The organism is Pseudomonas sp. B6001 (assembly GCF_013386015.1).
In the GTDB taxonomy this organism is placed as follows: Bacteria; Pseudomonadota; Gammaproteobacteria; order Pseudomonadales; family Pseudomonadaceae; genus Aquipseudomonas.
In genome coordinates this window covers 439,695-464,579 of sequence record NZ_JACAOX010000001.1, presented here as the reverse complement: position 1 = coordinate 464,579, position 24,885 = coordinate 439,695, and the positions used below count along the sequence as shown (strand labels likewise).

Here is a 24,885-nt window from a genome sequence, read left to right as displayed (position 1 = left end):
CTGTAAGAGCGGAACCAATAGTCGCCATTACAAAAATAACGGATATGCCCCCAGCCCCCAGCAGCCCAACACATTGGCGTATCCTTACCCCTCCACCCCAAGGCCCGATCAAAAAATGCTGGTGATATCCAACAACGTGCACCTCCCCGACGCCGAGATCGAACTGACAGCCATCCGCGCCCAGGGCGCTGGCGGTCAAAACGTCAACAAGGTCTCCAGCGCCGTGCACCTGCGTTTCGACATCCCGGCCTCGTCCCTGCCTGACTTCTACAAGGAACGCCTGCTGGCCCTGCGCGACACCCGCATCACCAGCGAAGGCGTACTGATCCTCAAGGCCCAGCAATACCGCACCCAGGAACAAAACCGCGCCGACGCCCTCGAGCGCCTGGTGGAACTGATCCTCAGCGCCACCAAGGTCGAAAAGAAACGCCGCCCCACCAAACCCACCCTGGGCTCAAAGAAGCGCCGCCTCGAATCCAAGACCAAACGCGGCAGCATCAAGGCCGGCCGCGGCAAGGTCGACTTCTAACTCGCCTGACGTTCTTCGCGGTACTTAGGCGCCTGCCGGTACAAATACAGGCTCAACAGCAACCCGCCAAACGCCGCGATCGCCGCAAACAGGAAGATCGAGGCAAACCCGAACCCCGCCGCAATCGCCCCGGCCAACGGCCCGGTGATCCCCAACGACAAATCGATAAACAGCGAATACGCCCCCACCGCCGCACCCCGGCTCGAGGCGGGCACCAGGTTGACCGCCTCCACACCCAAGGCCGGAAACACCAGGGAAAAGCCAAACCCGCTCAACGCCGCACCCGCCAACGCCAAATGAGGATCCGGCGCCAGCCACAGCAGCAGCAGCCCCAGCGTCTCCACCGACAAACAGGCAATCGCTACGCGAAACCCGCCAATGCGGTTGATCAAATTGCCGAACAACAACCGCGCCCCGATAAAGCTGGCACCGAACAGGCTCAGGCACAGCACCGCGTTATCCCAATGCTGGGTCGCGTAATACAAGGTGATGAAGGTGGCGATGGTGCCAAACCCGATCGAGCCCAGCGCCAGCCCGCAGCCGTGAGGCAACACGCGCCCCAGCACATGCATGAACGGCAGGCGCTCGCCCACCACGATCGGCGCGGCGACTTTCGGCCAGGCCAGCAGCAGGCCCAGCACCGCCAGCAGGATGATGCTGACGCCCATGCTCCACAGCCCGAAATGACTGACCAGCAACACCCCCAGCGGTGCGCCGATGGCCAGGGCGCCGTAGCTGGCGATGCCGTTCCAGGAGATGACCTTGGCGGTATTCGCCGCGCCCACCCGGCCAATGCCCCAGCCGATGGAACCCGAGCCCACCAGGCTTTCAGCGCTGCCCAGCACCAGGCGGCCAATCAGCAGGCTGGTGAGGCTCAGCGCCGGCAGGTGTGACAGCCACGCCGAGAGCAACATGAACACGCCGCTCAACCCGCAACCGGCCAGGCCGTACATGACGGCGCGCTTGCTGCCGCGGTTATCGATGATGCGTCCTGCGTAGGGCCGGCTCAGCAGAGTGGCCAGGTATTGCACGCTGATCACAAGGCCCGCGATCACGGCGCCAAAGCCCAGGTCGCTGTGCACATAGCCAGGCAACACGGCCAGGGGAATGCCGATATTCAGGTAGCCGATGAAGGTGAACAAAACGATGGAAACGACTTGCAGCGTGACCGCCATGGGGCGCTGGGTATCTGGCATGGGGAGAGGTCCACTGTCGCAGCAGGAAAAGATAGGCTGCTTATGATACCGATGCTGGGCGCGTGCGGGGGCAGCAAAGCAAACTTTTAGCGATCGGCGGGGTTGAGCAGTTGCGTGGTTACCAACGCGGCGAGGGCGTTTTCCTGGGTGCCGAAGCGCTTGAGCAGGAGGGCCTGTTTTTCCGGGGTGAGGCGGTTCCATACGTCGACCATGTGCAAGGCAGTGTCGAGCAGGGCGGTATCGGGGGTGGTGTCGGTCATGGCGGGGCTCACGGTGTTCAGGCGGTGTGGAAAGCGCGCAATGTCACGCTTTCCACACGGTCTGGGTACGGCTCTCAGTCTTCGCTCTTGCGGTCGACCGGTTTTGCCTCTTTGGGCTCGGGCTTGGTGGCACCGGCCTGTTGCGGGGTTGGCTGCTCAGTTTCGTGCAGGCTTGGGAAGGGGAGATTAGGGATTTCGTGCATCGTCGTCGCTCCTCGCAAGATCTGTTTTATCAATCGCAGGTGATTCCGCGCGTTCAAAAAGCCTGTGCAGGATACAGCACTGTAAATGACAGAAAGATTTTATCTCAGAAAATGAACGCGTCTTCATCCCGCCGCGCAAGTGACGTGGCGCCACAGGGGTGTCGATTGTCATCGTACAACATCGCCTGCAACGGATTGACATCGTGCTGCTGACTGAATATAACGCTAACAGTTGTATGACGACATATGACGTTACAGTTTTATAGCGCCCGTAATACGGATGCGCTCGGTCGCAGAACGTACGCCTCAAATCTAAAAATAATTAAGGTGAAGCGATGAAAATCAAAGGCATCCGTTGGTGGATGGTCGGGCTGATGACGGTCGGCCTGATTATTAACTACCTGGCCCGCAACACGCTCTCAGTCGCAGCCCCCACGCTGATGACCGACCTGAGTATCTCCACTGAGCAGTATTCCCACATCGTTGTTGCCTGGCAGGTGTGCTACGCCTTGATGCAGCCGATCGCCGGTTATGTGATCGATGCGATCGGTACCAAGATGGGCTTTGCCATCTTCGCCATCTCCTGGTCGGTAGTCTGTGCCCTGGCGGCATTCGCCACCGGTTGGCAGAGCCTGGCAGTGGCCCGTGGCGCACTGGGGCTGACGGAGTCGGCGGGCTTCCCCGGCGGCGTCAAGGCGATTACCGAGTGGTTCCCGGCCAAGGAGCGCTCCGTCGCCATCGGCTGGTTCAACTTTGGTTCGTCGTTTGGTGCGTTGCTGGCGCCGCCACTGGTGGTCTGGGCGATTTTGCACAGCGGCTGGCAGTTGGCATTCCTGATCGTTGGCGGCATCGGCCTGGTGTGGAGCGGGCTGTGGCTGCTGCTGTACAAGCACCCGCGTGACCAGCGCCTGCTGGCCCAGGCCGAGCGTGAGTACATCGAGGCCGGCCAGGAAACCCACCTCAAGGAAGGCGTGCAGAAGAAAGCCAGCTGGAAGCGCATCCTCAAGAGCCGCAACTTTTTCGCCATCGCCTCGGCGCGGATGCTCTCGGAGCCGGCCTGGCAGACGTTCAATGCCTGGATTCCGCTGTACCTGATGACCGAGCGGCACATGAACATCAAGGAAATGGCGCTGTTTGCCTGGCTGCCGTTCCTGGCCGCCGACATTGGCTGTGTGCTGGGTGGCTACCTGAGCCCGTTGTTCCACCGCTACTTCAAGGTCTCGCTGTTCACCTCGCGCAAGCTGGTGATGCTGTTCGGTTGCCTGTGCATGATCGGCCCGGCGTGCATCGGCCTGGTGGACAGTGCCTACACCGCGATTGCCCTGCTGTGTGTCGGCGGTTTCGCCCACCAGACCTTGTCGGGTGCACTGTTTTCCATCGCCTCGGACTCATTCGGCAAGAATGACGTGGCCACCGCCACCGGTGGCGGGCAGATGTGCGGGTTTATCGGGGCTGCGGCATTTACTGCGGTGTTCGGCGTGCTGGTGACCAAGGTCGGCTACAGCCCGCTGTTTGTGGTGCTGGCGATTTTCGACATCATTGCGGCCATCGTGATCCTGATGGTGGCCCGGGAGATCGTCAAAGATCCGGAGCCAGCCACCCAAACCGGTCACGGTGGCACATTGCTGCCGGTTTAAACCTGGCGTTCCATCGCCGCCTTGTAGAGCGAGTTCTTCGGCTGGGCAAACACCCGCGCCAGCATCGGCTCGAAGAAGCTCAGCGGCAGGGTGTCGTAGGCCGGGTCGAACGCCGCCGCGTCGTACTGCGCGCAGAACTCGATGGTTTGCCGGTACTGCGGGTGGTCGCCAAATTGCTCGCGCAGGTGGCGGTCCATCCCCAGGTGGTGGAAGAAGTAGTAGCCTTGGAAGATCCCGTGCTTCTCCACCATCCACAGATTCTCGGCGCTCACAAACGGCTTGAGGATCGCGGCGGCGATGTCCGGGTGGTTGTAGGAACCGAGGGTGTCGCCGATGTCGTGGAGCAGGGCGCACACCACGTACTCTTCATCCCGGCCATCGTGCCAGGCGCGGCTGGCGGTTTGCAGCGAGTGGGTCAGGCGGTCCACCGGGAAGCCGCCGAAGTCGCCCTCCAGCAGTCGTAGATGCGCCAGGATCCGGCTTGGCAATTGCCGGGCGTAAGCACTGAAATCCTTGGCGATGATCGCCCAGTCTTCCTGGGTACCATCCTGCATATGGGTGAAACGGGCCTGCTGGTTCATCAAAGCCTCTCTTATTGTTCTTCAAGCGTGGGGCTAGAACGGCACCTTGCCCAGAATCATGTCGCGGTACATCACGAAATCCCCCAACAGGCTGTACAGCGGATGCTGGAAGGTCGCCGGGCGATTCTTTTCAAAGAAGAAATGGCCGATCCAGGCAAAGCTGTAGCCGGCCACCGGCAGCGCCAGCAGCAGCCACCACGCACCTTTGCCGATCGCCAACGCGAGTATGAAGATAACGAGGCTGGTGCCGATAAAGTGCAGGCGACGGCACGTACTGTTGCCGTGTTCGCTCAGGTAATACGGGTAGAAATCGGCGAAGCTGTTGAATTGCCTGGCATTTTCCACAGTGGTCGGCCCTCTGGTTATTGTTCTGCCCGACAGATGTTCGGCGGGGAGCTTATTTGAGTCTAGAGTCATCAGTGGTAACAGCCAGTGACAATAGATGCCACTTTAGTATCCTTCGGATTCCTGGCTGTCGTTTCAGCCTTCCTTGTTAAGAAAACGCCATGAGCGAACGAACGACTTCTGCAAGCTGGGCGATGGGGATAGTCAAGGCGCTGGAAATGGACGGCCTGGATTGCCGTGCCTTGTTCAAGCAGCTTGGCCTGGATTACGCCGCGCTGAATGACCCGGATGCACGCTTCCCCCAGGACTCCATGACCCGGCTCTGGCAGCGCGCGGTCGAGCTGTCGGGCAACCCGGCGATTGGCTTGAACATGGGCAAGGTGGTGCGCCCGGCGTCGTTTCATGTGGCCGGCTACGCCTTGATGTCCAGCAATACCCTGGCCGAAGGTTTTATGCGGCTGGTGCGTTACCAGCGAATCATTGCTGAAAGTGCCGACCTGAGTTTCCGCCTGTTGCCCGAAGGTTATGCGCTGATTCTGACGGTGCACGGCGACCACCTGCCGCCTACCCGGCAAAGTGCCGAAGCGTCCCTGGCCAGTGCCCTGGCGTTATGCGGCTGGCTGACCGGGCGCACGTTGCAACCGCGCAAGGTGCTGGTGCAGGGCGATCAGCCAGCGGACCTGGCGCCCTACAAACAAGCCTTCCATGCACCGCTGGTGTTCAACGCGCCCTATGACGCGCTGATCTTCGAACGGGCCGATATGGAGGCGCCGTTGCCCACGGCGAACGAGGCGATGGCGTTGTTGCACGATCGTTTTGCCGGGGAGTACCTGGCGCGGTTTTCCGAGAGCCGGGTGACCCACAAGGCGCGGCAGGTGCTATGCCGATTGCTGCCCCAGGGCGAGCCCAAGCGTGAAGTGGTTGCGCAGACGTTGCACCTGTCCCAGCGCACCTTGCAGCGCCGCTTGCAGGAGGAGGGCACGAGTTTCCAGACCTTGCTCGACGACACCCGCCGCGAACTGGCCGAGCAATACCTGGCGCAGCCGAGCATGACCCTGCTGGAAATTGCCTACCTGTTGGGGTTTGCCGACCCGAGCAACTTCTTTCGTGCGTTTCGCCGCTGGTTCGATGCCACGCCCGGCGAGTACCGGGCGCGGTTGCATGAGCTGCCTGTCAGTGACGCCAAAACGCCGGAATGCACAGCACAAACACCGTAATGATCTCCAGCCGGCCCAGCAGCATGCCGAATGACAGGATCCACTTGGCCGCGTCCGGCAGGGTGGAGAAGTTACCGGCCGGGCCGATGGTTTCACCCAGGCCCGGGCCCACGCCGGACACGGTACTGGCGGCGCCGGTCAGCGCGGTCATCCAGTCCAGGCCCAGCAACGACAGGGCCAGGGCGATGGCGCAGATGGTGATGGCGAAGAAAAACGAAAAGGTCAGGATCGAACGCACGATTTCTTCATCGAGGCGATGACCGTTGTACTTCTGCTTGATCACCGCCCGTGGGTGAATCAACTGGTTCAAGTTGGCCTTGAGCAGGATGTAGGCGACCTGGAAACGGAAGATCTTGATCCCGCCAGCCGTGGAGCCGGAGCAACCGCCCACAAAGCCCAGATAGAAGAACAGCATCAGCGAGAAATTGCCCCAGATGCTGTAGTCCCCCAGCGCAAAACCTGTGGTAGTGACTACCGAAGTGACGTTTACCGCCACGTGGCGCAGCGCCTCCAGCCAATGCAGATTGGTGGTCCACCAATACCAGGTGCCGAGCACCAGCCAGGTCACCAGCAGCAAGCCGAGCATGCCTTGCACCTGCTGATCCTTGATCAGTGCCCGGCGGTTGCCACGCATCGTGGCCACATACAGGGTGAACGGCAGGCTGCCCATGATCATCACCACCACGGCCACCCAGTGCACCGCCGGCTGTTTCCAGTGGGCCAGGGATTCGTCGGAAGTGGAAAACCCGCCGGTGGAAATTGCCGACATCGCATGGTTGATCGCATCGAACAGCCCCATCCCGGCCCACCAGAACGCCAGGCTGCCGAGGATGGTGATGCCCACGTACGCCGCCACGATCAGGCGCGCCACCATGTGTGAGCGGGGCATGACCTTTTCCGAGCGGTCGGAGGATTCGGTCTGGAACAGGCGCATGCCACCGATGCGCAGCAGCGGCAGGATCGCCACCGCCATGCCGATAAAGCCGATGCCGCCGAGCCAGTGCAGCAGCGAGCGCCAGATGAGGATGCCCGGGGACATGGTGTCCAGGCCGCTGAGCACCGTGGAACCGGTGGCGGTGATGCCGGACATGCTTTCGAAGAACGAGTCGGTGTAGCTGATGTGCTGGGTCAGCAGGAACGGCAGTGCGGCGAAGATGCACACCACCAGCCAGCTGGAGACGGTCAGCAGGTACATGTCCCGCGGGCGCAGGTGCACATGTTCCGGGCGGCCGGGGATGACCAGTGCCAGGCCCGCGATAAAGGTAATCAGGCTGGCCCAGAGGAACGACGGCAGGTCGCTGGTGCGTTCAAAAAACACCAGGGTCGCCATGGGGATGACCATGGCGATCGCCAGGGTGATCAGGAAGATGCCGATAATGAAACCGATTATCCGTAAGGTCGGCAACGCCATGAGGTCCGCTCGGGGTGACAGGAAAGGCGCCATTCTACCTGCGGTGCAGGGCAAGTAAACCGGGGGGGCGTTGGAGACGTGGCAGATCAAGTGTGGGAGCGGGCTTGCTCGCGAAAGCGGTGTATCAGTCAACGGATGCATTGGCTGACCCACCGCTTTCGCGAGCAAGCCCGCTCCCACAGGAGATTTGTGCTGGTTGATGGAGCTTGGAGGGCAGGCACAAAAAAGGCGACCCGAAGGTCGCCTCATTCAACGCGGCACTGATCAGAACTCGTGATCAGCGTTATCCGGGTTCAAGTCACTGATGCCCAGCTTGCCAGCAGCCTGTTCGATCGAACCGGTCTGCTTCACCAATGCGGCGATGGCGTCACGTACGATCTGGTTGCCTTTATCGTTACCGGCAGCGATCAACTGGTCGTAGTGTTCGCCGTTGTTGGCGTGGTCCACCATCACCTGGATTTTCGCTTCGGTGGAGGCCAGGTCAGCCTTCAACGCTTCATCGGCCGCCGGGTCGGCCTTGGCCACCAGGGAGGACAGGCTGGCGCCGGTCATCTTGGTACCGTCGGTGCGGGTGTACTCACCCAGGTAAACGTTACGAATACCCTTGGCGTCGTAGAAGTGCGAGTTGTGGGTGTTGTCGCTGAAGCAGTCCTGTTCGTCTTCCGGCGAGTTGGCTTCCAGGGAAACCTTCATGCGCTCACCGGCCAGCTCGCCCAGGGACAGGCTACCCATGCCGAACAGCATCTTGCGCAGGCCATCGGTCGCAGGTTCTGCTTCCAGCGTGGCGCGGTAGTTGTCTTCGACGTTGGGCTTCCAGTTGCCGACCATTTCTTCCAGGTCGCTGACCAACAGTTGAGTCACGGCGCGCAGGTAGGTGCGGCGGCGCTCGTTGTGGCCGCCAGTGGCGCCATCACCGGTCATGTAGTCCGACGCTGGACGGTTGCCGGCGCCCGGGCCGGTGCCGTTCAGGTCCTGGCCCCAGAGCAGGAATTCAATTGCGTGGTAGCCGGTGGCTACGTTGGCTTCGGAACCGCCCAGCTCATTCAGGCTGGCGAGTTTTTCCGGGGTGATGTCTTTGACATCGACCTTGTCTTCGCCGACCTGGATCTCGTTGTTGGCGATGATGTTGGCGGTGGCGCCAGGGTTGCCCAAGGCGTGTTCGTAGGTCTTGTCGACGTAGTCGATCAGGCCTTCGTCCAGGGGCCAGGCGTTCACCTGGCCTTCCCAGTCGTCAATGATGGTGTTGCCGAAGCGGAACACTTCACTCTGCAGGTACGGCACGCGCGAGGCGATCCAGGCGGTACGGGCCGCTTTTAGGGTGTCGTCGTTCGGGTTGGCAAGGAAAGTGTCGATCGCGGTTTGCAGGGTTTTCGCGGTGGACTCGGCATCGCTGTACACCGCGAACACCATGTCAGCGTAATGCGCGACCACAGCCTTGGCGGCGGCCTCGTCTACCTGGCCTGCCGGGGCAGCCGCCGGGGCGGTGGTGCTGGCGGCGGCCGGGGCTTGAGGCGCGGCGGCCTTGTCTTTGCCTTCACCGCAACCGGCGAGCGAAATGGCAATGGCGAGAAGGCTGGCGGTGGCCAGGGGCATACGAATCATGGCGAACATCCTGCTTCGGTTGTTGATGGGGCACGCGGGGGGCGCGCAAAACTGCGACATAATGCGAAAGATTTGCATTTTGTGTAAAGCGTTATAAGCAGGAAATATTTAGTATCGATTTGCCGGCCATCGGTGCGCGTGGCCCCGATGGCCGGCATCGCTTCAGAGGATGGCGGCGTTATTGCGCTGGGCCTGCTTCAAGTAGGCCACCAACTCCCGTGCCGGCAAGGGTTTGCTGTAGTGGTAGCCCTGACCCTCGTGGCAACCCTCGGAGATGATGTAGGCCTCCTGTTCGGCGGTCTCCACACCCTCGGCGATCACCTGCATGCCAAGGCTTTTGCCGAGCTGGATGATCGCCCGCACGATGGTCGCATCGTCGTCGTCATCCAGCAGGTCCTGGACGAAGCTCTTGTCGATCTTGATCTTGTCCAGCGGCAGGCTTTTCAGATAGCTCAGGGACGAATAGCCGGTGCCGAAGTCATCAATCGCAATCAGTGCCCCGGAGCGGCGCAGGCTCAGCAGGTGCTGGGCGGCGGTGCTGATGTCTTCCATCAGGCCGGTCTCGGTGACTTCCAGCTCCAGGCTACGCGGCGGCAAGCGGTAGATTTGCAGCAGGTTGTTGACCACCCGTGGCAGCTCGGCGTGGTGCAACTGTACGGTCGACAGGTTGACCGCCATCCGCAGCTCGGTGAAGCCCAGGTCATGCCATTCCCGCAGTTGCCGGCAGGCCTGGTCCAGTACCCATTCGCCGATGGCAATGATGGTGCCGTTCTGTTCGGCCAGGGGGATAAACAGGTCGGGCGGCACCAGGCCGTGCTCCGGGTGCTGCCAGCGGATCAACGCTTCGACACCCACCACACGGTGGTCGAGATAGCTGATCTGCGGCTGGTACACCAGGTGAAACTGCTCGCGGCTCAAGGCGTCGCGCAGATCCTTTTCCAGCTCGCGGCGGCGGCGCATTTCGCTGTCGACGCTGGCGATATAGAACTGGTAGCGGTTGCGCGAGCGGCTCTTGGCCAGGGTCATGGTCTGTTCGGCTTTTTGCAGCAGCTTCTCGGTGCTGTCGCCGTCTTCCGGGAACAGGGTGATGCCGATGGTGGCACGCAGGCGGATCTGTTCGTGATCGAGGGCGAATTCGGCTTCCAGGTCGTCGAGGATGCTTTGTGCCAATTCGGCGGCTTCGTAGGGTTGCTCGATATCGGCCTGCACCAGGGCGAACTGGTCGCCGCCGAGGCGGGCGAGGGCGCCGAGGCGGCCGCTGTGGGCGCGCAGGCGGTCGGCCAGGGCCAGCAGCAACTGGTCGCCGGCCTGGTAGGTGAACTGCTCGTTGACGCTTTTGAAGTCATCCAGCCCCACGCACAACACCGCGACCCGGCGTTGCCGGCGGCCGGCGTCGATCAGGATCTTGTCCAGTTGCTCCTGCAGTTTCTGGCGGTTCGGCAGGCCGGTCAGGAAGTCGTACTGGGCCATGCGCAGCAGGCTGTTTTCCGCCTCATGGCGCAAGTGCGTATTGCGCTCGATGGATTCGAGCAACTGGTTGGCGGTGTTGATCCAGAGCCCCAGCTCGTTTTTCTCGTGGCCCTTGAGCTGCGGGATCTTGTGCTCGCTGGGGCGGTCGGGGTTGATCGAACTCAGGTGCTCGATGATGCGCGACAGCGGCTTGGTCAGCAGCCAGTGATAGACCAGGTACAACACCAGCCCCATGGCCAGCGCCCGCAGCACCCCGGAGATGAAAATGATCACCGAACTGACGAGAAACCCTTTGCCATAGGTGGCGGTGTCGAGGGTGATGCTCAGGTCACCGTAGTACTCGCTGTAAGGCCCGCGCCCCACCAGCGGCGTGGTGAACGTGCGTTCCTGGCCCAGGATCAGGTCGGTCAGCCAGCGGCTCGGGGATTGTTGCAGGTCGCGGGTTTTTTCCGCGAGCATGGTTTCGTTGGGGTGGCCGATGGAGGCCATGCGCACGGCATCATCCTGGAACAGGCCTTCGATGACCTGCATGCCCATCTCCCGGTCCAGGCTGTAGACGGCCTGGGTGGACGGGTCGCGAAACATGTCGAGGATGCGCTGGGCATCACCGGCCACGGCCTGGCGCGTCTTGTACGCATCAAAGACGATCTGCGCCGCGCTCAGTACCACGCCCACGGCCAATGCCGAAAGCAGTACCACCCGTAGCAACTTCACCGACAAGCTGTTTTTGAGTTCCAGCTTCAAAGGGTTATTCCTTGTTCCATGCGGGTAGCCTCAATATGCCATGAGTATTGGCAATCCCGTGAGGGCAGTCAAAGGGACATTGCGGCCAGGGCAGGTTTTGCAGTTTAGATGAGCGCGTCCGGGGTAAGACGTTGGGAGGGGGAATGGAAAGGCAGGCCTGGCATGGAGTGAAGTCGGCGGATCGTACGTGCCGACTTCTTGTACCGTCTTTTCAGGACGAGCGCGGGTTTTTCAGGCCAGCGAAACAAACCGTCGAGCGTCAGCGCCCATCAGGTAAACGAAATTTTCGGCGGTTGTGGCTGGTCTTGCGCCTGAGGATCGATTTGCCCCAAGGCCTGTCGAGCTATGTCCACGGTCTTATCAAGGATGCCCAAGCTTTTGTCCAGGACGTCCAGGCCCTTATCTGTCACGTTATCGAACACGTTAAGTGCTTGAGGGGCCATGCCGATCAAAGATGCTAGATCCATATCAAGTTCTCCTGCAGTCAATCAGAGGGACATTCCTCTTACATGCTGCGTGGCGAAATTCTTTTGATGAGTTCCAGTGGTTTTCTGGCATTTTTCCATTTGTAATCGCCCACAAAAAAGCCCGGCAATCGCCGGGCTCTTTCTACTGCAAGCGGTACTTAAGCGGTGAAGGTCTTGCCTTCGAACTGCTCAGCCACGAACTTCCAGTTGACCAGGTTCCAGAACGCTTCCACATACTTTGGACGCACGTTGCGGTAGTCGATGTAGTAAGCGTGTTCCCAGACGTCGCAGGTCAGCAGCGGGGTGTCGCCGCTGGTCAGCGGGTTGCCGGCGCCGATGGTGCTGGCCAGTGCCAGGGAACCGTCAGCCTTTTTCACCAGCCAGCCCCAACCGGAACCGAAGGTGCCGACGGAAGTCTTGGTGAACTCTTCCTTGAACTTGTCGAACGAACCGAAGGCAGCGTTGATCGCCTCAGCCAGTGCGCCGGTAGGTTGGCCGCCAGCGTTTGGCGCCAGGCAGTTCCAGTAGAAAGTGTGGTTCCAGACCTGAGCGGCGTTGTTGAAGATGCCGCCCGAAGAAGACTTGACGATTTCTTCCAGGGTCTTGCCTTCGAACTCGGTGCCAGGCACCAGGTTGTTCAGGTTCACGACATAGGTGTTGTGGTGCTTGTCGTGGTGGTATTCCAAGGTTTCCTTGGAAATGTGCGGCTGCAGGGCATCGTGTGCGTAGGGCAGCGGCGGCAATTCGAAAGCCATGATGATTCTCCTAATCAGGTCAGTTGCGGTGAGCGCAAGGCCGATCACGGGCGGCCAAACAAGCGCCGGGGAGTTTGTACTCTTTGCGGCGCAGGGGCTGGATCATAGCACCGGGGGTGCGGCAAAACCACGCAACAACTGTGTGGGATAGAGGTTCCAGAGCGTTTTGGAATATCTACGCTGCGCTGATTAATTGATAGGCCACGCTGAACATCATGGCGGCTACCAGCAGGTCCAGAATCCGCCAGGTGGCGGGACGCGCCAGCCACGGTGCCAGCCATGCGGCGCCCAGGGCCAGGGTCATGAACCACAGGAACGAAGCGCTGGCGGCGCCGGCCACGTAGGCGCCCGGTTCGGTTTGCTGGGCGCCGAGGGAGCCGATCAACAAGACGGTGTCCAGGTACACGTGGGGGTTGAGCAACGTCACTGCCAGGGCGCTGAGCATCACCGCCTTCAACGAGCGTACCTTGAGGTTCTCGCCCTCGCCCAGGCTCTGCTTCGAGCAGGCCCGGCGCAGGGCGAGGGTACCGTACCAGAGCAGGAACGCCGCGCCACCCCAGCGGGCAATCGCCAGCAATACCGGGTTATGCGCCAGCACGGTGGCCAGGCCGAATACGCCGGCGGCCACCAGGATCGCGTCGCACACCACGCACAGTGCCGCCACCGGCAGGTGATGTTCGCGCCGCAGGCTCTGCGCCAGCACAAACGCGTTCTGGGTGCCGATCGCCATGATCAAACCAAAGGCCACCAACAGGCCGTTCATATAGCTTTGCCACATAGGATTTACTCCGCGCCCGCCGCCAATTGCCGCAACACCGTCATGGCGCGCTCGGCATCGGCGCGCCCGACAAACAGGTGATCGTGGTAGTAGCCGGCAATCACGTTGCAACTGATCCCGGCCTGGCCCAGAGCCGTGGCGAACGCGGCGGTCAGGCCGACCGCTTCCAGGGCCGAATGCACGTTGAGGGTGATCCACGCAGCCACATAGTCGAAGGCCAGTCCGGCCCGCTCGGCCTGCTGGCGCTCGACGATCAACGTCAGGCCTTCCTGCTCGCGGAAGCTGCCGATCACCTCGCAACCTTCGGGGATTCGGCTGTCGGCCAGGGTGCAGAACACGTAGTCGCCGTCATTGAGCTGTGGGCTCATGCTGCGCAGCAGGGTTGCCAGGGCGGTTTCGCCAGCCATGTGGAGGTCCTTGAATAAGAAGAAGCGATGCTGGCTATTCTCCCGTCCAAGGCTGTATAAGAAAAACCAATATTGCTGATCGCTCATTAGGAAAACTGATGTTCGACTATAAATTGCTTTCCGCCCTGGCGGCGGTGGTGGAACAGGCCGGCTTCGAGCGGGGCGCGCAGGTATTGGGAATTTCCCAGTCGGCGATCTCCCAGCGCATCAAGCTGTTGGAGGCGCGGATCGGCCAGCCGGTGCTGGTACGTGCCACGCCGCCGACGCCCACCGAGATCGGCCGCCGCCTGCTCAACCACGTGCAACAGGTACGATTGCTGGAGCGCGACCTGCAAAGCCAGGTGCCCGCGCTGGATGAAGAGGGCATGCCCGAGCGCCTGCGCATCGCCTTGAATGCCGACAGCCTCGCCACGTGGTGGGCCGAGGCGGTGAGCGACTTCTGCGCCGAGCAGCATTTGCTGTTGGACCTGGTGGTAGAAGACCAGACCGTCGGCCTCAAGCGCATGCGCGCCGGCGAAGTGGCAGCCTGTATTTGCGCCAGCGAACGCCCGGTGGCCGGTGCCCGCAGCCTGTTGCTCGGCGCGATGCGGTATCGGGCGCTGGCCAGCCCGGCGTTTGTCGCCCGGCACTTTCCCGAGGGCGTGCGGGCCGATCAACTGGCCCGCACGCCGGCGCTGGTGTTCGGCCCGGATGATTTCCTGCAGCATCGCTACCTGGCGTCCCTGGGCGTCGACGGTGGTTTCGAACACCATCTATGCCCCTCGTCCGAAGGTTTTATTCGCCTGACGGAAGCCGGATTGGGCTGGGGCCTGGTGCCCGAACTGCAGGTGCGCGACCAGTTGGAAAAGGGCGTGTTGGTGGAGTTACTGCCAGATAAGCCGATCGATGTGCCGCTGTACTGGCATCATTGGCGCAGTGGTGGACAATTGCTGGGCCTGCTGACGGATCATCTGGCACACACAACGGGGCAATGGTTGGTGCCGTTGGCGTGATGGCCAGCGTCAAGGCAACAGCGATGAAAAACGAAAGAATGCGGAGTAAGTCATGAAAATTCTGGTCACCGGCGCAAGCGGCTTCATTGGCGGGCGCTTTGCGCGTTTCGCCCTGGAGCAGGGCCTGGACGTGCGGGTCAACGGGCGGCGGGCCGAAGGTGTGGAGCACCTGGTACGGCGCGGCGCCGAGTTTATCCAGGGTGATTTGAATGATCCGGACCTGGTGCGCGAGCTGTGCCGCGACGTCGAGGCCGTGGTGCATTGCGCCGGGGCCGTGGGGCTGTGGGGGCGTTATCAGGACTTCCACCAGGGCAATGTGCTGGTTACCGAAAACGTGGTGGAGGCCTGCCTCAAGCAGCGGGTCGGGCGCCTGGTGCACCTGTCTTCGCCGTCGATCTACTTCGACGGCCGTGACCACCTGGGCTTGACCGAAGAACAAGTGCCCAAGCGTTTCAAGCATCCGTATGCAGCCACCAAATACCTGGCGGAGCAAAAGGTGTTTGGCGCCCAGGAGTTTGGCCTCGAAGTGCTGGCCCTGCGCCCGCGCTTTGTCACGGGGGCCGGCGACATGAGCATCTTCCCGCGCCTGTTGAAGATGCAGCGCAAGAACCGCCTGGCGATTGTCGGCGATGGCCTGAACAAGGTCGATTTCACCAGCGTGCACAACCTCAATGAAGCCCTGCTCAGCAGTTTGCTGGCGACGGGCTCGGCGTTGGGCAAGGTCTACAACATCAGCAACGGTGCCCCGGTGCCGGTTTGGGATGTGGTGAACTACGTGATGCGACAGATGGACATGCCTCAGGTCACCCGTTATCGGTCCTACGGCTTGTCTTACAGCGTTGCGGCGCTCAATGAAGCCTTCTGTGCCATGTGGCCAGGGCGCCCGGAACCGTCTTTGTCACGGCTGGGCATGCAGGTGATGAACAAAGATTTCACCCTCGACATCACCCGCGCACGGCATTATCTCGACTACCAGCCCAAGGTCAGCCTGTGGGCGGCCCTCGACGAGTTCTGTAGCTGGTGGAAGGCCCAGGACGTGGGACTTAAATAACCGGCAACACACCGGGAACCGAATTTGCGAACCCGGGTCGATCAGTGCGGCAGGTCGGGGGTTTATACTCCGACGCCTGGCTATCCATATGCCACCTCAAAGGATTTAAGGTTGATTCATGCGTAACGATGCTAACGACGACTTCGACAACGTTCCCAGCCTGCGGGCCGACACCTCGGACGACGATGATTTCGAGCCCACGCCGGCTACCTCCGTGCGCTCCCGGCCTGCGCCGGTTGTCAAGGTCAAGAGCGCCAGTACCGGGCCGCTGTGGGCATTGGTCGGTGCGCTGCTGTTCGCCTTCGCCGGCCTTGCCTGGTGGAGCTTCCAGCAGATTTCCCTGATGGGCCAGCAACTGGTGGCGACCCAGGAAAGCTTCGCGCGCATCAGCGAGGAAGCGGCGGGGCGCCTGCAGGATATTTCCGGCAAGGTGGTGGCCAGCGAAGCCAATGTGAATAATGGCAGCGAGGCCCTGAAACTGCAGATCAAGCAGCTGGAGACCCAGTTGCTGGAGCAGGGCAAGCAGCAGATGGGCGTGGCCGGCCAGGCAACGGACCTGGACAAGCGCCTGGAGCAGATGACCGCCAGCACGACCCAACTGTCCAGTGCCAACGCGCAATTGCAGGGCCAGGTCCAGGCGCTGACGGAGGCGGTGGCTACCCTCAAGTCCCGGGACGCCGAGTTCAAGGACCTCTCCGCCGACGTCGCAGCCCTGAAAAAACAGGGCAACCCCACGGCCGCCATCGCCCGCCTGGAGCAGGACCTTGTGGTCCTCAAGAGCGAACTGGACAACCGCGCCGCTGCTTCCGACGGTCCGTCCACCAAGGAGTTCGACGTGTTCCGCATCCAGACCACGCGTAACGTCACTGCCTTGCAAAGCCAGGTGCAGAACCTGCAGCAGCAGATCAACCAGCCGGCCCGGATCACCCCTCTCGGGCAGCAGTGATGTGAGGTGCTGCAGGCGTCACTACACATGACGCCTGCAGGCCCTGGCACAATCAATGTCACCAATCGGTGACATTTCCCGTCTCCTTCGTTACTTGCCCTCGCGCCGCCCTTGTTTAGACTCCCGTCATCCCGCACATAATAAAAAGGGCTAATCATGACCACGCAACCACTGCCTGCCAGAAGTTGGCTGAACGCACCTGCCCATCACGCCTGGCTTGCCACTGAAGGCCAGCGCCTGCTGTCATTCGCCAAGGCTTCCAGGCTGCCTGACGGCTTCGGCAACCTCGACGATCACGGTGTTTTGCCGCCCGATGCCGTCGCCGAAACCATGAACACCGCCCGCATGACCCATAGCTTTGCCATGGCCCATGGCCTGGGCCTGCCAGGTTATGCCGACCTGGTGGAACACGGCGTCGTGGCCCTCAGCGGCCCGCTGCGCGATATCCGGCACGGCGGTTGGTTCGCCACGCCCGACGCCCGCGACGGCAACACCGGCAAGGCCGCCTACCTGCACGCCTTTGTCGCACTGGCCGCCAGCTCCGCAGTAGTGGCCGGCGCGCCCGGCGCGCAAACCTTGCTCAACGACGCGATCCACATCATCGACCAGTACTTCTGGAGCGAAGAGGAGGGCGCGATGCTCGAGTCCTTCGCCCAGGACTGGAGCGGGGTAGAAGCCTATCGCGGCGCCAACAGCAACATGCACGCCACTGAAGCCTTCCTGGCCCTGGCCGATGTCACCGGTGAAACCCGCTGGCTGGACCGGGCACTGCGCATCGTCGAGCGGATTATTCATACCCATGCGGCAGAAAACCGGGACATGGTGATCGAGCATTTCGACAGCCATTGGCAACCCCTGCGTGGTTACAACGAAGACAACCCGGCCGATGGTTTTCGCCCTTACGGCATCACCCCCGGCCACGGCTTCGAATGGGCGCGACTGGTGTTGCACCTTGAGGCTGCGCGCCTGGATGCCGGGCTCGTCACCCCTGAGTGGCTAGTGACCGACGCCAAGGGCCTGTTCGCCAGCGCCTGTGAATACGCCTGGGCCGTCGACGGCGCCCCCGGCATTGTCTACACCCTCGACTGGAGCCAGCGCCCCGTGGTGCGCGAGCGCCTGCACTGGACCCATTGCGAAGCCAGTGCCGCTGCCCAGGCGCTGCTCAAACGCACGGGGGAGCTGCATTACGAAACCTGGTACCGGCGCTTCTGGGAGTTCTGTGAAACCCGTTTCATTGACCGCACCCACGGCAGCTGGCACCACGAACTGAGCCCGAAAAACCAGCCCAGCGCGAAAATCTGGGGTGGCAAACCGGACCTCTACCACGCCTGGCAGTCTGTCTTGCTGCCGGGTCTACCCTTGTCACCGAGCATGGCCAGTGCCGTGGCCACCGGGCGCTATGTCACCAAGTGGTGACATTTTGGCGTCCCTTTGTTACCTGCACCTGAAAAATCCCTGTTTAAACTCGTTTGCAGCGCAAGCACCGACTTGCATGCATAACAACAAGAAAAAAGGTACTCAGATGAAAGCGATCAGTCGCCTCGCCGTAGCTATTTCCGTTGCCTCGTTGTTTCCCCTCAGTGCTTTTGCCGCCGACTCGAAAGGGACGGTTGAAGTTGTGCATTGGTGGACCTCGGGTGGCGAGAAAGCGGCAGTAGATGTCCTGAAGGCCCAAGTTGAAAAAGACGGTTTCACCTGGAAAGACGGTGCCGTCGCCGGCGGTGGCGGTTCCACTGCCATGACCGTACTGAAAAGCCGCGCCGTTGCTGGCAACCCGCCAGGCATGGCCCAGATCAAAGGCCCCGACATCCAGGAATGGGCGTCCACCGGGCTGCTCGACACCGACGTCCTGAAGGAACCCGCCAAAGAAGAGAAGTGGGACAGCCTGCTGGACAAGAAAGTCTCCGATACCGTGAAGTACGAAGGTGATTACGTGGCCGTGCCGGTGAACATTCACCGCGTGAACTGGCTGTGGATCAACCCGGAAGTGTTCAAGAAAGCCGGTATCGAAAAACCGCCTACCACCCTCGAAGAATTCTACGCCGCTGGCGACAAGCTGAAAAAAGCCGGCTTCATTGCGCTCGCCCACGGTGGCCAGCCTTGGCAGGACAGCACCGTCTTCGAAGCGGTCGTGCTCTCGGTCATGGGGGCTGACGGTTACAAGAAAGCCCTGGTGGACCTCGACGAAAAAGCCCTGACCGGCCCTGAAATGATCAAGTCCCTGACCGAGCTGAAGAAAGTCGCGACCTACATGGACGCCGACGGCAAAGGCCAGGACTGGAACCTGGAAGCCGCCAAGGTCATCAACGGCAAGGCCGGCATGCAGATCATGGGTGACTGGGCCAAGAGTGAATGGACCGCCGCCAAGAAAGTCGCCGGCAAAGACTACGAGTGCGTAGCCTTCCCGGGCACCGACAAGGCCTTCACCTACAACATCGACTCCCTCGCAGCCTTCAAGCAGAAAGACAAAGGCACTGCTGCCGGTCAGCAGGACATCGCCAAGGTCGTGCTGAGCGAAAACTTCCAGAAAGTCTTCAGCATCAACAAAGGCTCGATCCCGGTTCGTATCGACATGTTGCAAGACATGGGCAAATACGGCTTTGACTCCTGCGCCCAGACTGCTGCCAAGGACTTCCTGGCGGATGCCAAGACTGGCGGCCTGCAACCAAGCATGGCCCACAACATGGCAACCACGCTGGCGGTACAAGGCGCGTTCTTTGATGTCGTGACCAACTACATCAACGACCCGAAAGCTGACCCTGCCGATACCGCGAAGAAACTCGCGGCAGCGATCAAGTCGGCCAAGTAACGGTTAGTACCGAATGGCCTTGTGGGGGGACCCCTAACCCCCACAAGGCCTGTTCCTGTAGTCCTTTTTCCCTGTACTGGATTTTCCCATGAGTTCTGTTGCTGTGTTCAGCAAAGCCTCGCCGTTCGATGCACTGCAGCGCTGGCTACCCAAACTGGTGCTGGCGCCGAGCATGTTCATCGTTCTGGTGGGCTTCTATGGCTACATCCTGTGGACGTTCGTGCTGTCGTTCACTAACTCGACTTTCCTGCCGACCTACAAGTTCGTAGGCCTGGCGCAATACGTGCGCTTGTTCGACAACGACCGCTGGTGGGTCGCGAGCAAGAACCTCGCGGTGTTCGGGGGCATGTTCATCGGCATCACCCTGGTGATCGGCGTGACCCTGGCGATTTTCCTCGACCAGAAAATCCGTCGCGAAGGTTTTATCCGCACCATTTACCTGTACCCGATGGCGCTCTCGATGATCGTCACCGGTACCGCCTGGAAATGGCTGCTCAACCCAGGCATGGGCCTGGACAAACTGCTGCGTGACTGGGGCTGGGAAGGCTTTCGCCTGGACTGGCTGATCGACCCGGACCGTGTGGTGTATTGCCTGGTGATCGCTGCTGTGTGGCAAGCCTCGGGCTTCATCATGGCGATGTTCCTCGCCGGCCTGCGCGGTGTTGATCAATCGATCATCCGTGCGGCGCAGATCGACGGCGCGAGCATGCCGCGCATCTACTGGAAAGTGGTGCTGCCAAGCCTGCGCCCGGTGTTCTTCAGTGCGGTAATGATCCTGGCGCACATCGCGATCAAGAGCTTCGACCTGGTGGCGGCCATGACGGCGGGTGGTCCGGGTTACTCCTCCGACCTGCCGGCGATGTTCATGTACTCCTTCACCTTCAGCCGCGGCCAGATGGGCATGGGTTCGGCCAGTGCGATTCTGATGCTCGGTGCGATTCTCGCGATCATCGTGCCTTACCTGTACTCCGAGCTGAGGACCAAGCGCAATGACTAGTCTTGCTGGCAAACCTGCCATCAGCCTGAGCCGCGTCGCGATCTACGCGGTGCTGATTCTCGCTGTCCTGCTGTACCTGGTGCCGTTGGTGGTCATGTTGCTCACCAGCTTCAAGACCCCGGAAGACATCAGCACCGGCAACCTGCTGAGCTGGCCCACCGTGATCACCGGCATCGGCTGGGTGAAAGCCTGGGCCACGGTTGACGGCTACTTCTGGAACTCGATCAAGATCACCGTTCCGGCGGTACTGATCTCCACCGCCATCGGTGCGTTGAACGGCTACGTGCTGTCGATGTGGCGCTTCCGTGGTTCGCAGTTGTTCTTCGGCCTGTTGCTGTTCGGCTGCTTCCTGCCGTTCCAGACCGTGCTGCTGCCAGCCTCGTTCACCCTCGGCAAGATGGGCCTGGCCAGTACCACCACGGGCCTGGTGTTCGTGCACATCGTCTACGGACTGGCGTTTACTACACTGTTCTTCCGTAACTACTACGTCAGCATTCCCGATGCACTGGTGAAGGCGGCTCGCCTGGATGGCGCGGGGTTCTTCACGATCTTCCGCCTGATCATCCTGCCGATGTCGACACCCATCATCATGGTGTGCCTGATCTGGCAGTTCACGCAGATCTGGAACGACTTCCTGTTCGGCGTGGTGTTCTCCAGCGGTGATTCGCAGCCCATCACGGTGGCGCTGAACAACCTGGTCAACACCAGTACCGGGGTCAAGGAATATAACGTTGATATGGCGGCGGCGATGATCGCCGGGCTGCCGACCCTGCTGGTCTATGTGGTCGCAGGCAAGTATTTCGTGCGCGGCCTGACGGCCGGCGCGGTCAAGGGGTAATCATGGCAACGCTCGAACTTCGTAACGTAAACAAGACCTACGGTACCGGTCTGCCGGACACCCTGAAGAACATCGAACTGTCGATCAAGGAAGGTGAGTTCCTGATCCTGGTCGGCCCTTCGGGTTGCGGCAAATCGACCTTGATGAATTGCATTGCCGGCCTGGAAAACATCACCGGTGGCGCGATCATGATCGGCGACCAGGACGTCAGCGGCATGAGCCCCAAGGATCGTGACATCGCCATGGTGTTCCAGTCCTACGCGCTGTACCCGACCATGAGCGTGCGCGAGAACATCGAATTCGGCCTGAAGATTCGCAAGATGCCCCAGGCGGCGATCGATGAAGAAGTGGCGCGAGTGGCCAAGTTGCTGCAGATCGAGCACCTGCTCAATCGCAAGCCGGGCCAGCTCTCCGGTGGCCAGCAACAACGCGTGGCCATGGGCCGTGCACTGGCGCGTCGCCCGAAGATCTACCTGTTCGACGAACCGCTGTCCAACCTCGACGCCAAGCTGCGGGTCGAGATGCGTACCGAAATGAAACTGATGCACCAGCGTCTGAAAACCACCACCGTCTACGTCACCCACGATCAGATCGAAGCGATGACCCTGGGCGACAAAGTGGCGGTCATGAAGGACGGCATCATCCAGCAGTTCGGCACGCCGAAAGAGATCTACAACGACCCGGCCAATCTGTTCGTGGCGAGCTTCATCGGTTCGCCGCCGATGAACTTCATTCCACTGCGCCTGCAACGCAAGGACGGCCGCCTGGTGGCGCTGCTGGACAGCGGCCAGGCCCGCTGTGAATTGCCGTTGAACATGAACGATGCCGGTCTTGAAGACCGCGAAGTGATCCTGGGCCTGCGCCCGGAGCAGATCGTGCTGGCCGCCGCCGAAGCCACCGGCGCGCCGACCATTCGGGCCGAGGTGCAAGTCACCGAGCCGACCGGTCCGGACACCCTGGTGTTCGTGCAAATCAATGACACCAAGGTCTGCTGCCGCCTGGCGCCCGATGTGGCGCCGCAAGTGGGCGAGACCCTGACCTTGCAGTTCGACCCGGCCAAAGTGTTGCTGTTCGACGCCAAGACCGGCGAGCGCCTGGGCACTGCCGCTTCGTTGCCTGCCCAGGACCGTGCCGACAACGTCGCTCAATTCAAGGGACGCTGAAGTTTCAAATGATGTGTAGGGGCTTTTGTGAGAGTCCTGCTCTCACAAAGAAGTAAACCGCGTTAGATAAAAACAGTTAATAACAATAAAGACGAGGATGTAGGGATGAAAAAGCACCACAACAACACCCGGCTGATCTGCCAACTGTCAGCAGCAGCCGCCCTGGTACTGTCCGCCAATGCGATGGCGGACGACGCGTTCAGCGCCGATTCCAAGTGGATGACCGGCGATTGGGGCGGCGAGCGCACCAAGCTGATCGAGCAAGGTATCGACATCAAGGCGGATTACGTCGGTGAAGTCGGTGGCAACCTCAGCGGTGGCTACAACAACGACAAGACTGCCCGTTACGCTGACCAGTTCGGTCTGGGCGTGGCACTGGACCTGCAAAAGCTGTGGGGCTGGGATAACACCCAGGCCAAGATCCAGTTGACCAATCGTAATGGCGCAAACATTTCCAACGACCGTATTGGTGACCCGCGTGCCGGCACCTTGAGCTCGTCTCAGGAAGTCGACGGCCGAGGCCACATGGTGCGTCTGACCCAGTTCTGGATTCAGCACCAGATGTTCGACAACAAGCTGGACGTGAAACTCGGTTACTTCGGTGAAGGCGAAGACTTCAACACCTTCCCGTGCGACTTCCAGAACCTGTCGTTCTGTGGCTCGCAGGTCGGTAACTATGTAAACACCTGGTACAACTGGCCCGTCAGCCAGGCGGCTATCCGCGTGAAGTACAACATCACGCCTGAGCTGTATGCGCAAATCGGTGCGTACAACCAGAACCCGTCGCAACTGGAGCACGGCAACGGCTTCAAGCTCAGCGGCAGCGGCACCAAGGGCACCGTATTGCCGGTTGAATTGGTCTGGTCGCCGAAGGTCAATGGCCTGCCGGGCGAATACCGTGTGGGTTACTACAAGAGCACCGCCGACGCTACCGACGTACGTGAAGACGTCAACGGTAACGATGCTGGCACCACGGGCGCAGCTTTCCGCGTTCGCAGCAGCAAAAGCGGTTACTGGGGCGTTCTGCAACAGCAACTCACCACCCACAATGGCGATGCTTCCCGCGGCTTGAACATTGCGGCCAACGTCACCTTCCACGACAAAGACACCAACCTGGTCGACAACTACCAGTCGCTGATGCTTGTGTATAAAGGTCCATTCGACGCACGTACAAAAGATGACGTGGGTATCGGTGTATCCCGTATCCATGCCAACAGTGACGTGAAGAAAAATGCTGAGTTGCTCAACGCGGCCGGCGGTTTCACGGATTACGACCAATCGGGTTACGCACCGCTGCGTAACACGGAGTACAACGTCGAACTCAACTACGGCATCCACGTCACCAACTGGCTGACCGTGCGTCCCAACCTGCAATACATCGCCAACCCAGGTGGTGTTAAGCAAGTCGACAACGCGGTGGTAGCGGGCCTGAAAATTCAGTCTACGTTCTAACGTTGTTGCGATAAGCTCCTTCTCTCTGTGCGCATTTTGCGGGTAGCCATGGCTATCCGCTTTTTTTTGTGTGGGAGCTGGCTTGCCTGCGATGCGCGCCCCGCGGTGTATCTGCCACACCGAGGCGATGCCATCGCAGGCAAGCCAGCGCCTGCAAAGATATTCAGGACCGTGGCACATGCATGAGCATCCGCTGCAACGCTTTTTCAAATCCCTGCGCGAGCGGCCGGTATTCGCCTGGGAACGCTTCCAGATGCGCGATGTGCTGGTGATCGATCACCCGCTCTGCCAGGCGGTGTTCAGTCGCCAGGGCGCGCAATTGCTGCACTTTCAGCCCACGGGCCAGAAACCCTGGCTGTGGTGCGCGGCCAAGTGGCCGCAGGTCGGCGCCATCCGTGGCGGCGTGCCGGTGTGTTGGCCGTGGTATGGCCGCCATCCCAGCGAAAACGCCTGGCCGTCCCATGGCTGGGCACGGCTGATCGACTGGAAATTGCTGGACAGCAGCACCGACGACGACGGCGTGCGTTTGCACTGGCAATTGCAGCTATGCGACTGGCAGGTGGACCTGCATGCACACCTGGGGGAAACCCTGGAGCTGCGCCTGGCCACCGAGCACCAGGACGAGCTGCCGTGCCAATTGAGCCATGCTTTGCACGCCTATTGGCGGATTGGCAACGTTGGTGAGATAGCGCTGTCTGGGCTCGATGGCGCGCAGGGCTACGACCAGCTGAATCGCCAGGCGTGCCAGCAGGAAGGTGAGTTGCGTGTCGATGGTGGGTGTCAGCGGGTGTTCCAGCACGACGGCGAACTGCACCTCAAGGACCATGCCTGGCAGCGCGAATTGTGCATCGACACCGGCGAGAGTGCCGACACGGTGGTGTGGCACCCGGGGAGTCGACCGTTGCTGGGGGTGAGCTTCAACGAGGCTGCGGGGTTTGTGTGTGTGGAGTCGGCGATGGCTGCTGCGAGCCTGGCGCCGGGGGAGCGGGCGCATTTGAGTTTGCAGGCGAGGGCGGGGGCTTGATCCGGATGTTC

At 61.1% G+C, this 24,885-nt stretch carries 25 protein-coding genes; 13 read left to right on the top strand and 12 right to left on the bottom strand.

Features of this window, described 5'->3' with window-relative positions; genetic code table 11:
• Positions 1–115: 115 nt before the first annotated feature.
• Positions 116–529 carry an alternative ribosome rescue aminoacyl-tRNA hydrolase ArfB gene (arfB, locus tag HX821_RS02320; protein WP_003212972.1) on the top strand — a complete coding sequence of 138 codons (414 nt, stop codon included), beginning with the start codon at positions 116–118 and terminating at the stop codon, positions 527–529.
• Here arfB and HX821_RS02315 read toward each other — a convergent pair.
• From HX821_RS02315 to HX821_RS31715, 3 genes are all read right to left on the bottom strand, one after another.
• A complete protein-coding gene (locus HX821_RS02315) occupies positions 526–1,725 on the bottom strand; it encodes an MFS transporter (protein WP_003212974.1) in 1,200 nt (399 codons plus the stop codon). The genes arfB and HX821_RS02315 overlap by 4 nt on opposite strands.
• A gap of 86 nt (positions 1,726–1,811) precedes the next feature.
• The gene (locus tag HX821_RS02310; protein WP_008430977.1) at positions 1,812–1,985 is read right to left on the bottom strand and encodes a hypothetical protein; all 174 of its coding nucleotides are present in this window, start codon (positions 1,983–1,985) and stop codon (positions 1,812–1,814) included.
• 74 nt (positions 1,986–2,059) lie between these two features.
• The gene (locus HX821_RS31715) at positions 2,060–2,188 is read right to left on the bottom strand and encodes a hypothetical protein (protein ID WP_003212978.1); all 129 of its coding nucleotides are present in this window, start codon (positions 2,186–2,188) and stop codon (positions 2,060–2,062) included.
• A gap of 362 nt (positions 2,189–2,550) precedes the next feature.
• Here HX821_RS31715 and HX821_RS02305 point away from each other — a divergent pair, with 362 nt between their 5' ends.
• Positions 2,551–3,825, top strand: coding sequence for an MFS transporter (locus tag HX821_RS02305; protein ID WP_052024259.1), 1,275 nt, complete (start codon positions 2,551–2,553; stop codon positions 3,823–3,825).
• On the opposite strand, the gene HX821_RS02300 is transcribed toward HX821_RS02305, so the two are convergent.
• Positions 3,822–4,406 (bottom strand): HD domain-containing protein, encoded by a 585-nt coding sequence (locus HX821_RS02300; protein WP_177035219.1) that lies wholly within the window; start codon positions 4,404–4,406, stop codon positions 3,822–3,824. The genes HX821_RS02305 and HX821_RS02300 overlap by 4 nt on opposite strands.
• A gap of 33 nt (positions 4,407–4,439) precedes the next feature.
• Positions 4,440–4,751 carry a DUF962 domain-containing protein gene (locus tag HX821_RS02295; protein ID WP_003212984.1) on the bottom strand — a complete coding sequence of 104 codons (312 nt, stop codon included), beginning with the start codon at positions 4,749–4,751 and terminating at the stop codon, positions 4,440–4,442.
• Positions 4,752–4,912: 161 nt separating this feature from the next.
• On the opposite strand from HX821_RS02295, the gene HX821_RS02290 reads away from it, so the two are divergent.
• Complete coding sequence (locus tag HX821_RS02290; protein ID WP_003212986.1) at positions 4,913–5,968, top strand: AraC family transcriptional regulator; 1,056 nt, start codon at positions 4,913–4,915, stop codon at positions 5,966–5,968.
• On the opposite strand, the gene HX821_RS02285 is transcribed toward HX821_RS02290, so the two are convergent.
• The 7 genes from HX821_RS02285 to HX821_RS02255 form a co-directional block, all read right to left on the bottom strand.
• Positions 5,925–7,379: a TrkH family potassium uptake protein gene (locus HX821_RS02285; protein WP_177008478.1), complete on the bottom strand. Its 1,455-nt coding sequence runs from the start codon at positions 7,377–7,379 to the stop codon at positions 5,925–5,927. The two genes, HX821_RS02290 and HX821_RS02285, sit on opposite strands and share 44 nt — an antisense overlap.
• 264 nt (positions 7,380–7,643) lie before the next feature.
• Positions 7,644–8,981 (bottom strand): imelysin family protein, encoded by a 1,338-nt coding sequence (locus HX821_RS02280; protein ID WP_003212990.1) that lies wholly within the window; start codon positions 8,979–8,981, stop codon positions 7,644–7,646.
• Between the two features lie 162 nt (positions 8,982–9,143).
• Positions 9,144–11,195, bottom strand: coding sequence for a bifunctional diguanylate cyclase/phosphodiesterase (locus HX821_RS02275; RefSeq protein WP_003212994.1), 2,052 nt, complete (start codon positions 11,193–11,195; stop codon positions 9,144–9,146).
• Between the two features lie 269 nt (positions 11,196–11,464).
• Positions 11,465–11,662 carry a hypothetical protein gene (locus HX821_RS02270; RefSeq protein ID WP_003212995.1) on the bottom strand — a complete coding sequence of 66 codons (198 nt, stop codon included), beginning with the start codon at positions 11,660–11,662 and terminating at the stop codon, positions 11,465–11,467.
• Between the two features lie 158 nt (positions 11,663–11,820).
• Entirely contained in the window at positions 11,821–12,417 is a 597-nt protein-coding gene (locus tag HX821_RS02265; RefSeq protein ID WP_003212997.1) for a superoxide dismutase, read from the bottom strand.
• Positions 12,418–12,592: 175 nt separating this feature from the next.
• Positions 12,593–13,195: a LysE/ArgO family amino acid transporter gene (locus tag HX821_RS02260; RefSeq protein WP_003212999.1), complete on the bottom strand. Its 603-nt coding sequence runs from the start codon at positions 13,193–13,195 to the stop codon at positions 12,593–12,595.
• Positions 13,196–13,200: 5 nt separating this feature from the next.
• On the bottom strand, positions 13,201–13,602 hold the full coding sequence (locus HX821_RS02255; RefSeq protein ID WP_003213000.1) for an ACT domain-containing protein: 402 nt from the start codon (positions 13,600–13,602) through the stop codon (positions 13,201–13,203).
• A 98-nt stretch (positions 13,603–13,700) separates the two neighbouring features.
• On the opposite strand from HX821_RS02255, the gene HX821_RS02250 reads away from it, so the two are divergent.
• The 10 genes from HX821_RS02250 (at position 13,701) to HX821_RS02205 (ending at position 24,874) form a co-directional block, all read left to right on the top strand.
• Positions 13,701–14,594, top strand: a complete 894-nt coding sequence (locus tag HX821_RS02250; RefSeq protein WP_003213001.1) for a LysR family transcriptional regulator ArgP — start codon at positions 13,701–13,703, stop codon at positions 14,592–14,594.
• Positions 14,595–14,646: 52 nt separating this feature from the next.
• Positions 14,647–15,645: an NAD(P)-dependent oxidoreductase gene (locus HX821_RS02245; RefSeq protein WP_003213003.1), complete on the top strand. Its 999-nt coding sequence runs from the start codon at positions 14,647–14,649 to the stop codon at positions 15,643–15,645.
• A gap of 118 nt (positions 15,646–15,763) precedes the next feature.
• On the top strand, positions 15,764–16,591 hold the full coding sequence (locus HX821_RS02240) for a hypothetical protein (RefSeq protein ID WP_003213005.1): 828 nt from the start codon (positions 15,764–15,766) through the stop codon (positions 16,589–16,591).
• A gap of 156 nt (positions 16,592–16,747) precedes the next feature.
• Entirely contained in the window at positions 16,748–18,007 is a 1,260-nt protein-coding gene (locus HX821_RS02235; RefSeq protein WP_177035218.1) for an AGE family epimerase/isomerase, read from the top strand.
• A 106-nt stretch (positions 18,008–18,113) separates the two neighbouring features.
• On the top strand, positions 18,114–19,400 hold the full coding sequence (locus HX821_RS02230; protein WP_177035217.1) for an ABC transporter substrate-binding protein: 1,287 nt from the start codon (positions 18,114–18,116) through the stop codon (positions 19,398–19,400).
• A gap of 88 nt (positions 19,401–19,488) precedes the next feature.
• Positions 19,489–20,397: a carbohydrate ABC transporter permease gene (locus HX821_RS02225; protein ID WP_003213011.1), complete on the top strand. Its 909-nt coding sequence runs from the start codon at positions 19,489–19,491 to the stop codon at positions 20,395–20,397.
• Complete coding sequence (locus HX821_RS02220) at positions 20,390–21,235, top strand: carbohydrate ABC transporter permease (RefSeq protein WP_003213012.1); 846 nt, start codon at positions 20,390–20,392, stop codon at positions 21,233–21,235. The genes HX821_RS02225 and HX821_RS02220 overlap by 8 nt, the downstream gene beginning before the upstream one ends.
• A 2-nt stretch (positions 21,236–21,237) precedes the next feature.
• Positions 21,238–22,398 (top strand): ABC transporter ATP-binding protein, encoded by a 1,161-nt coding sequence (locus HX821_RS02215; RefSeq protein WP_017475738.1) that lies wholly within the window; start codon positions 21,238–21,240, stop codon positions 22,396–22,398.
• A 105-nt stretch (positions 22,399–22,503) separates the two neighbouring features.
• Positions 22,504–23,850 (top strand): carbohydrate porin, encoded by a 1,347-nt coding sequence (locus HX821_RS02210; protein ID WP_003213016.1) that lies wholly within the window; start codon positions 22,504–22,506, stop codon positions 23,848–23,850.
• Positions 23,851–24,028: 178 nt separating this feature from the next.
• Positions 24,029–24,874, top strand: a complete 846-nt coding sequence (locus HX821_RS02205) for a D-hexose-6-phosphate mutarotase (RefSeq protein ID WP_003213018.1) — start codon at positions 24,029–24,031, stop codon at positions 24,872–24,874.
• Positions 24,875–24,885 lie beyond the last annotated feature (11 nt).

Bases quoted from the DNA above. Each gene is read 5' to 3' on its own strand.
- arfB (WP_003212972.1), top strand. From the start codon at position 116: ATGCTGGTGATATCCAACAACGTGCACCTCCCCGACGCCGAGATCGAA.
- HX821_RS02315 (WP_003212974.1), bottom strand. From the start codon at position 1,725: ATGCCAGATACCCAGCGCCCCATGGCGGTCACGCTGCAAGTCGTTTCC.
- HX821_RS02310 (WP_008430977.1), bottom strand. From the start codon at position 1,985: ATGACCGACACCACCCCCGATACCGCCCTGCTCGACACTGCCTTGCAC.
- HX821_RS31715 (WP_003212978.1), bottom strand. From the start codon at position 2,188: ATGCACGAAATCCCTAATCTCCCCTTCCCAAGCCTGCACGAAACTGAG.
- HX821_RS02305 (WP_052024259.1), top strand. From the start codon at position 2,551: ATGGTCGGGCTGATGACGGTCGGCCTGATTATTAACTACCTGGCCCGC.
- HX821_RS02300 (WP_177035219.1), bottom strand. From the start codon at position 4,406: ATGAACCAGCAGGCCCGTTTCACCCATATGCAGGATGGTACCCAGGAA.
- HX821_RS02290 (WP_003212986.1), top strand. From the start codon at position 4,913: ATGAGCGAACGAACGACTTCTGCAAGCTGGGCGATGGGGATAGTCAAG.
- HX821_RS02285 (WP_177008478.1), bottom strand. From the start codon at position 7,379: ATGGCGTTGCCGACCTTACGGATAATCGGTTTCATTATCGGCATCTTC.
- HX821_RS02280 (WP_003212990.1), bottom strand. From the start codon at position 8,981: ATGATTCGTATGCCCCTGGCCACCGCCAGCCTTCTCGCCATTGCCATT.
- HX821_RS02270 (WP_003212995.1), bottom strand. From the start codon at position 11,662: ATGGATCTAGCATCTTTGATCGGCATGGCCCCTCAAGCACTTAACGTG.
- HX821_RS02265 (WP_003212997.1), bottom strand. From the start codon at position 12,417: ATGGCTTTCGAATTGCCGCCGCTGCCCTACGCACACGATGCCCTGCAG.
- HX821_RS02260 (WP_003212999.1), bottom strand. From the start codon at position 13,195: ATGTGGCAAAGCTATATGAACGGCCTGTTGGTGGCCTTTGGTTTGATC.
- HX821_RS02255 (WP_003213000.1), bottom strand. From the start codon at position 13,602: ATGGCTGGCGAAACCGCCCTGGCAACCCTGCTGCGCAGCATGAGCCCA.
- HX821_RS02250 (WP_003213001.1), top strand. From the start codon at position 13,701: ATGTTCGACTATAAATTGCTTTCCGCCCTGGCGGCGGTGGTGGAACAG.
- HX821_RS02245 (WP_003213003.1), top strand. From the start codon at position 14,647: ATGAAAATTCTGGTCACCGGCGCAAGCGGCTTCATTGGCGGGCGCTTT.
- HX821_RS02240 (WP_003213005.1), top strand. From the start codon at position 15,764: ATGCGTAACGATGCTAACGACGACTTCGACAACGTTCCCAGCCTGCGG.
- HX821_RS02235 (WP_177035218.1), top strand. From the start codon at position 16,748: ATGACCACGCAACCACTGCCTGCCAGAAGTTGGCTGAACGCACCTGCC.
- HX821_RS02230 (WP_177035217.1), top strand. From the start codon at position 18,114: ATGAAAGCGATCAGTCGCCTCGCCGTAGCTATTTCCGTTGCCTCGTTG.
- HX821_RS02225 (WP_003213011.1), top strand. From the start codon at position 19,489: ATGAGTTCTGTTGCTGTGTTCAGCAAAGCCTCGCCGTTCGATGCACTG.
- HX821_RS02220 (WP_003213012.1), top strand. From the start codon at position 20,390: ATGACTAGTCTTGCTGGCAAACCTGCCATCAGCCTGAGCCGCGTCGCG.
- HX821_RS02215 (WP_017475738.1), top strand. From the start codon at position 21,238: ATGGCAACGCTCGAACTTCGTAACGTAAACAAGACCTACGGTACCGGT.
- HX821_RS02210 (WP_003213016.1), top strand. From the start codon at position 22,504: ATGAAAAAGCACCACAACAACACCCGGCTGATCTGCCAACTGTCAGCA.
- HX821_RS02205 (WP_003213018.1), top strand. From the start codon at position 24,029: ATGCATGAGCATCCGCTGCAACGCTTTTTCAAATCCCTGCGCGAGCGG.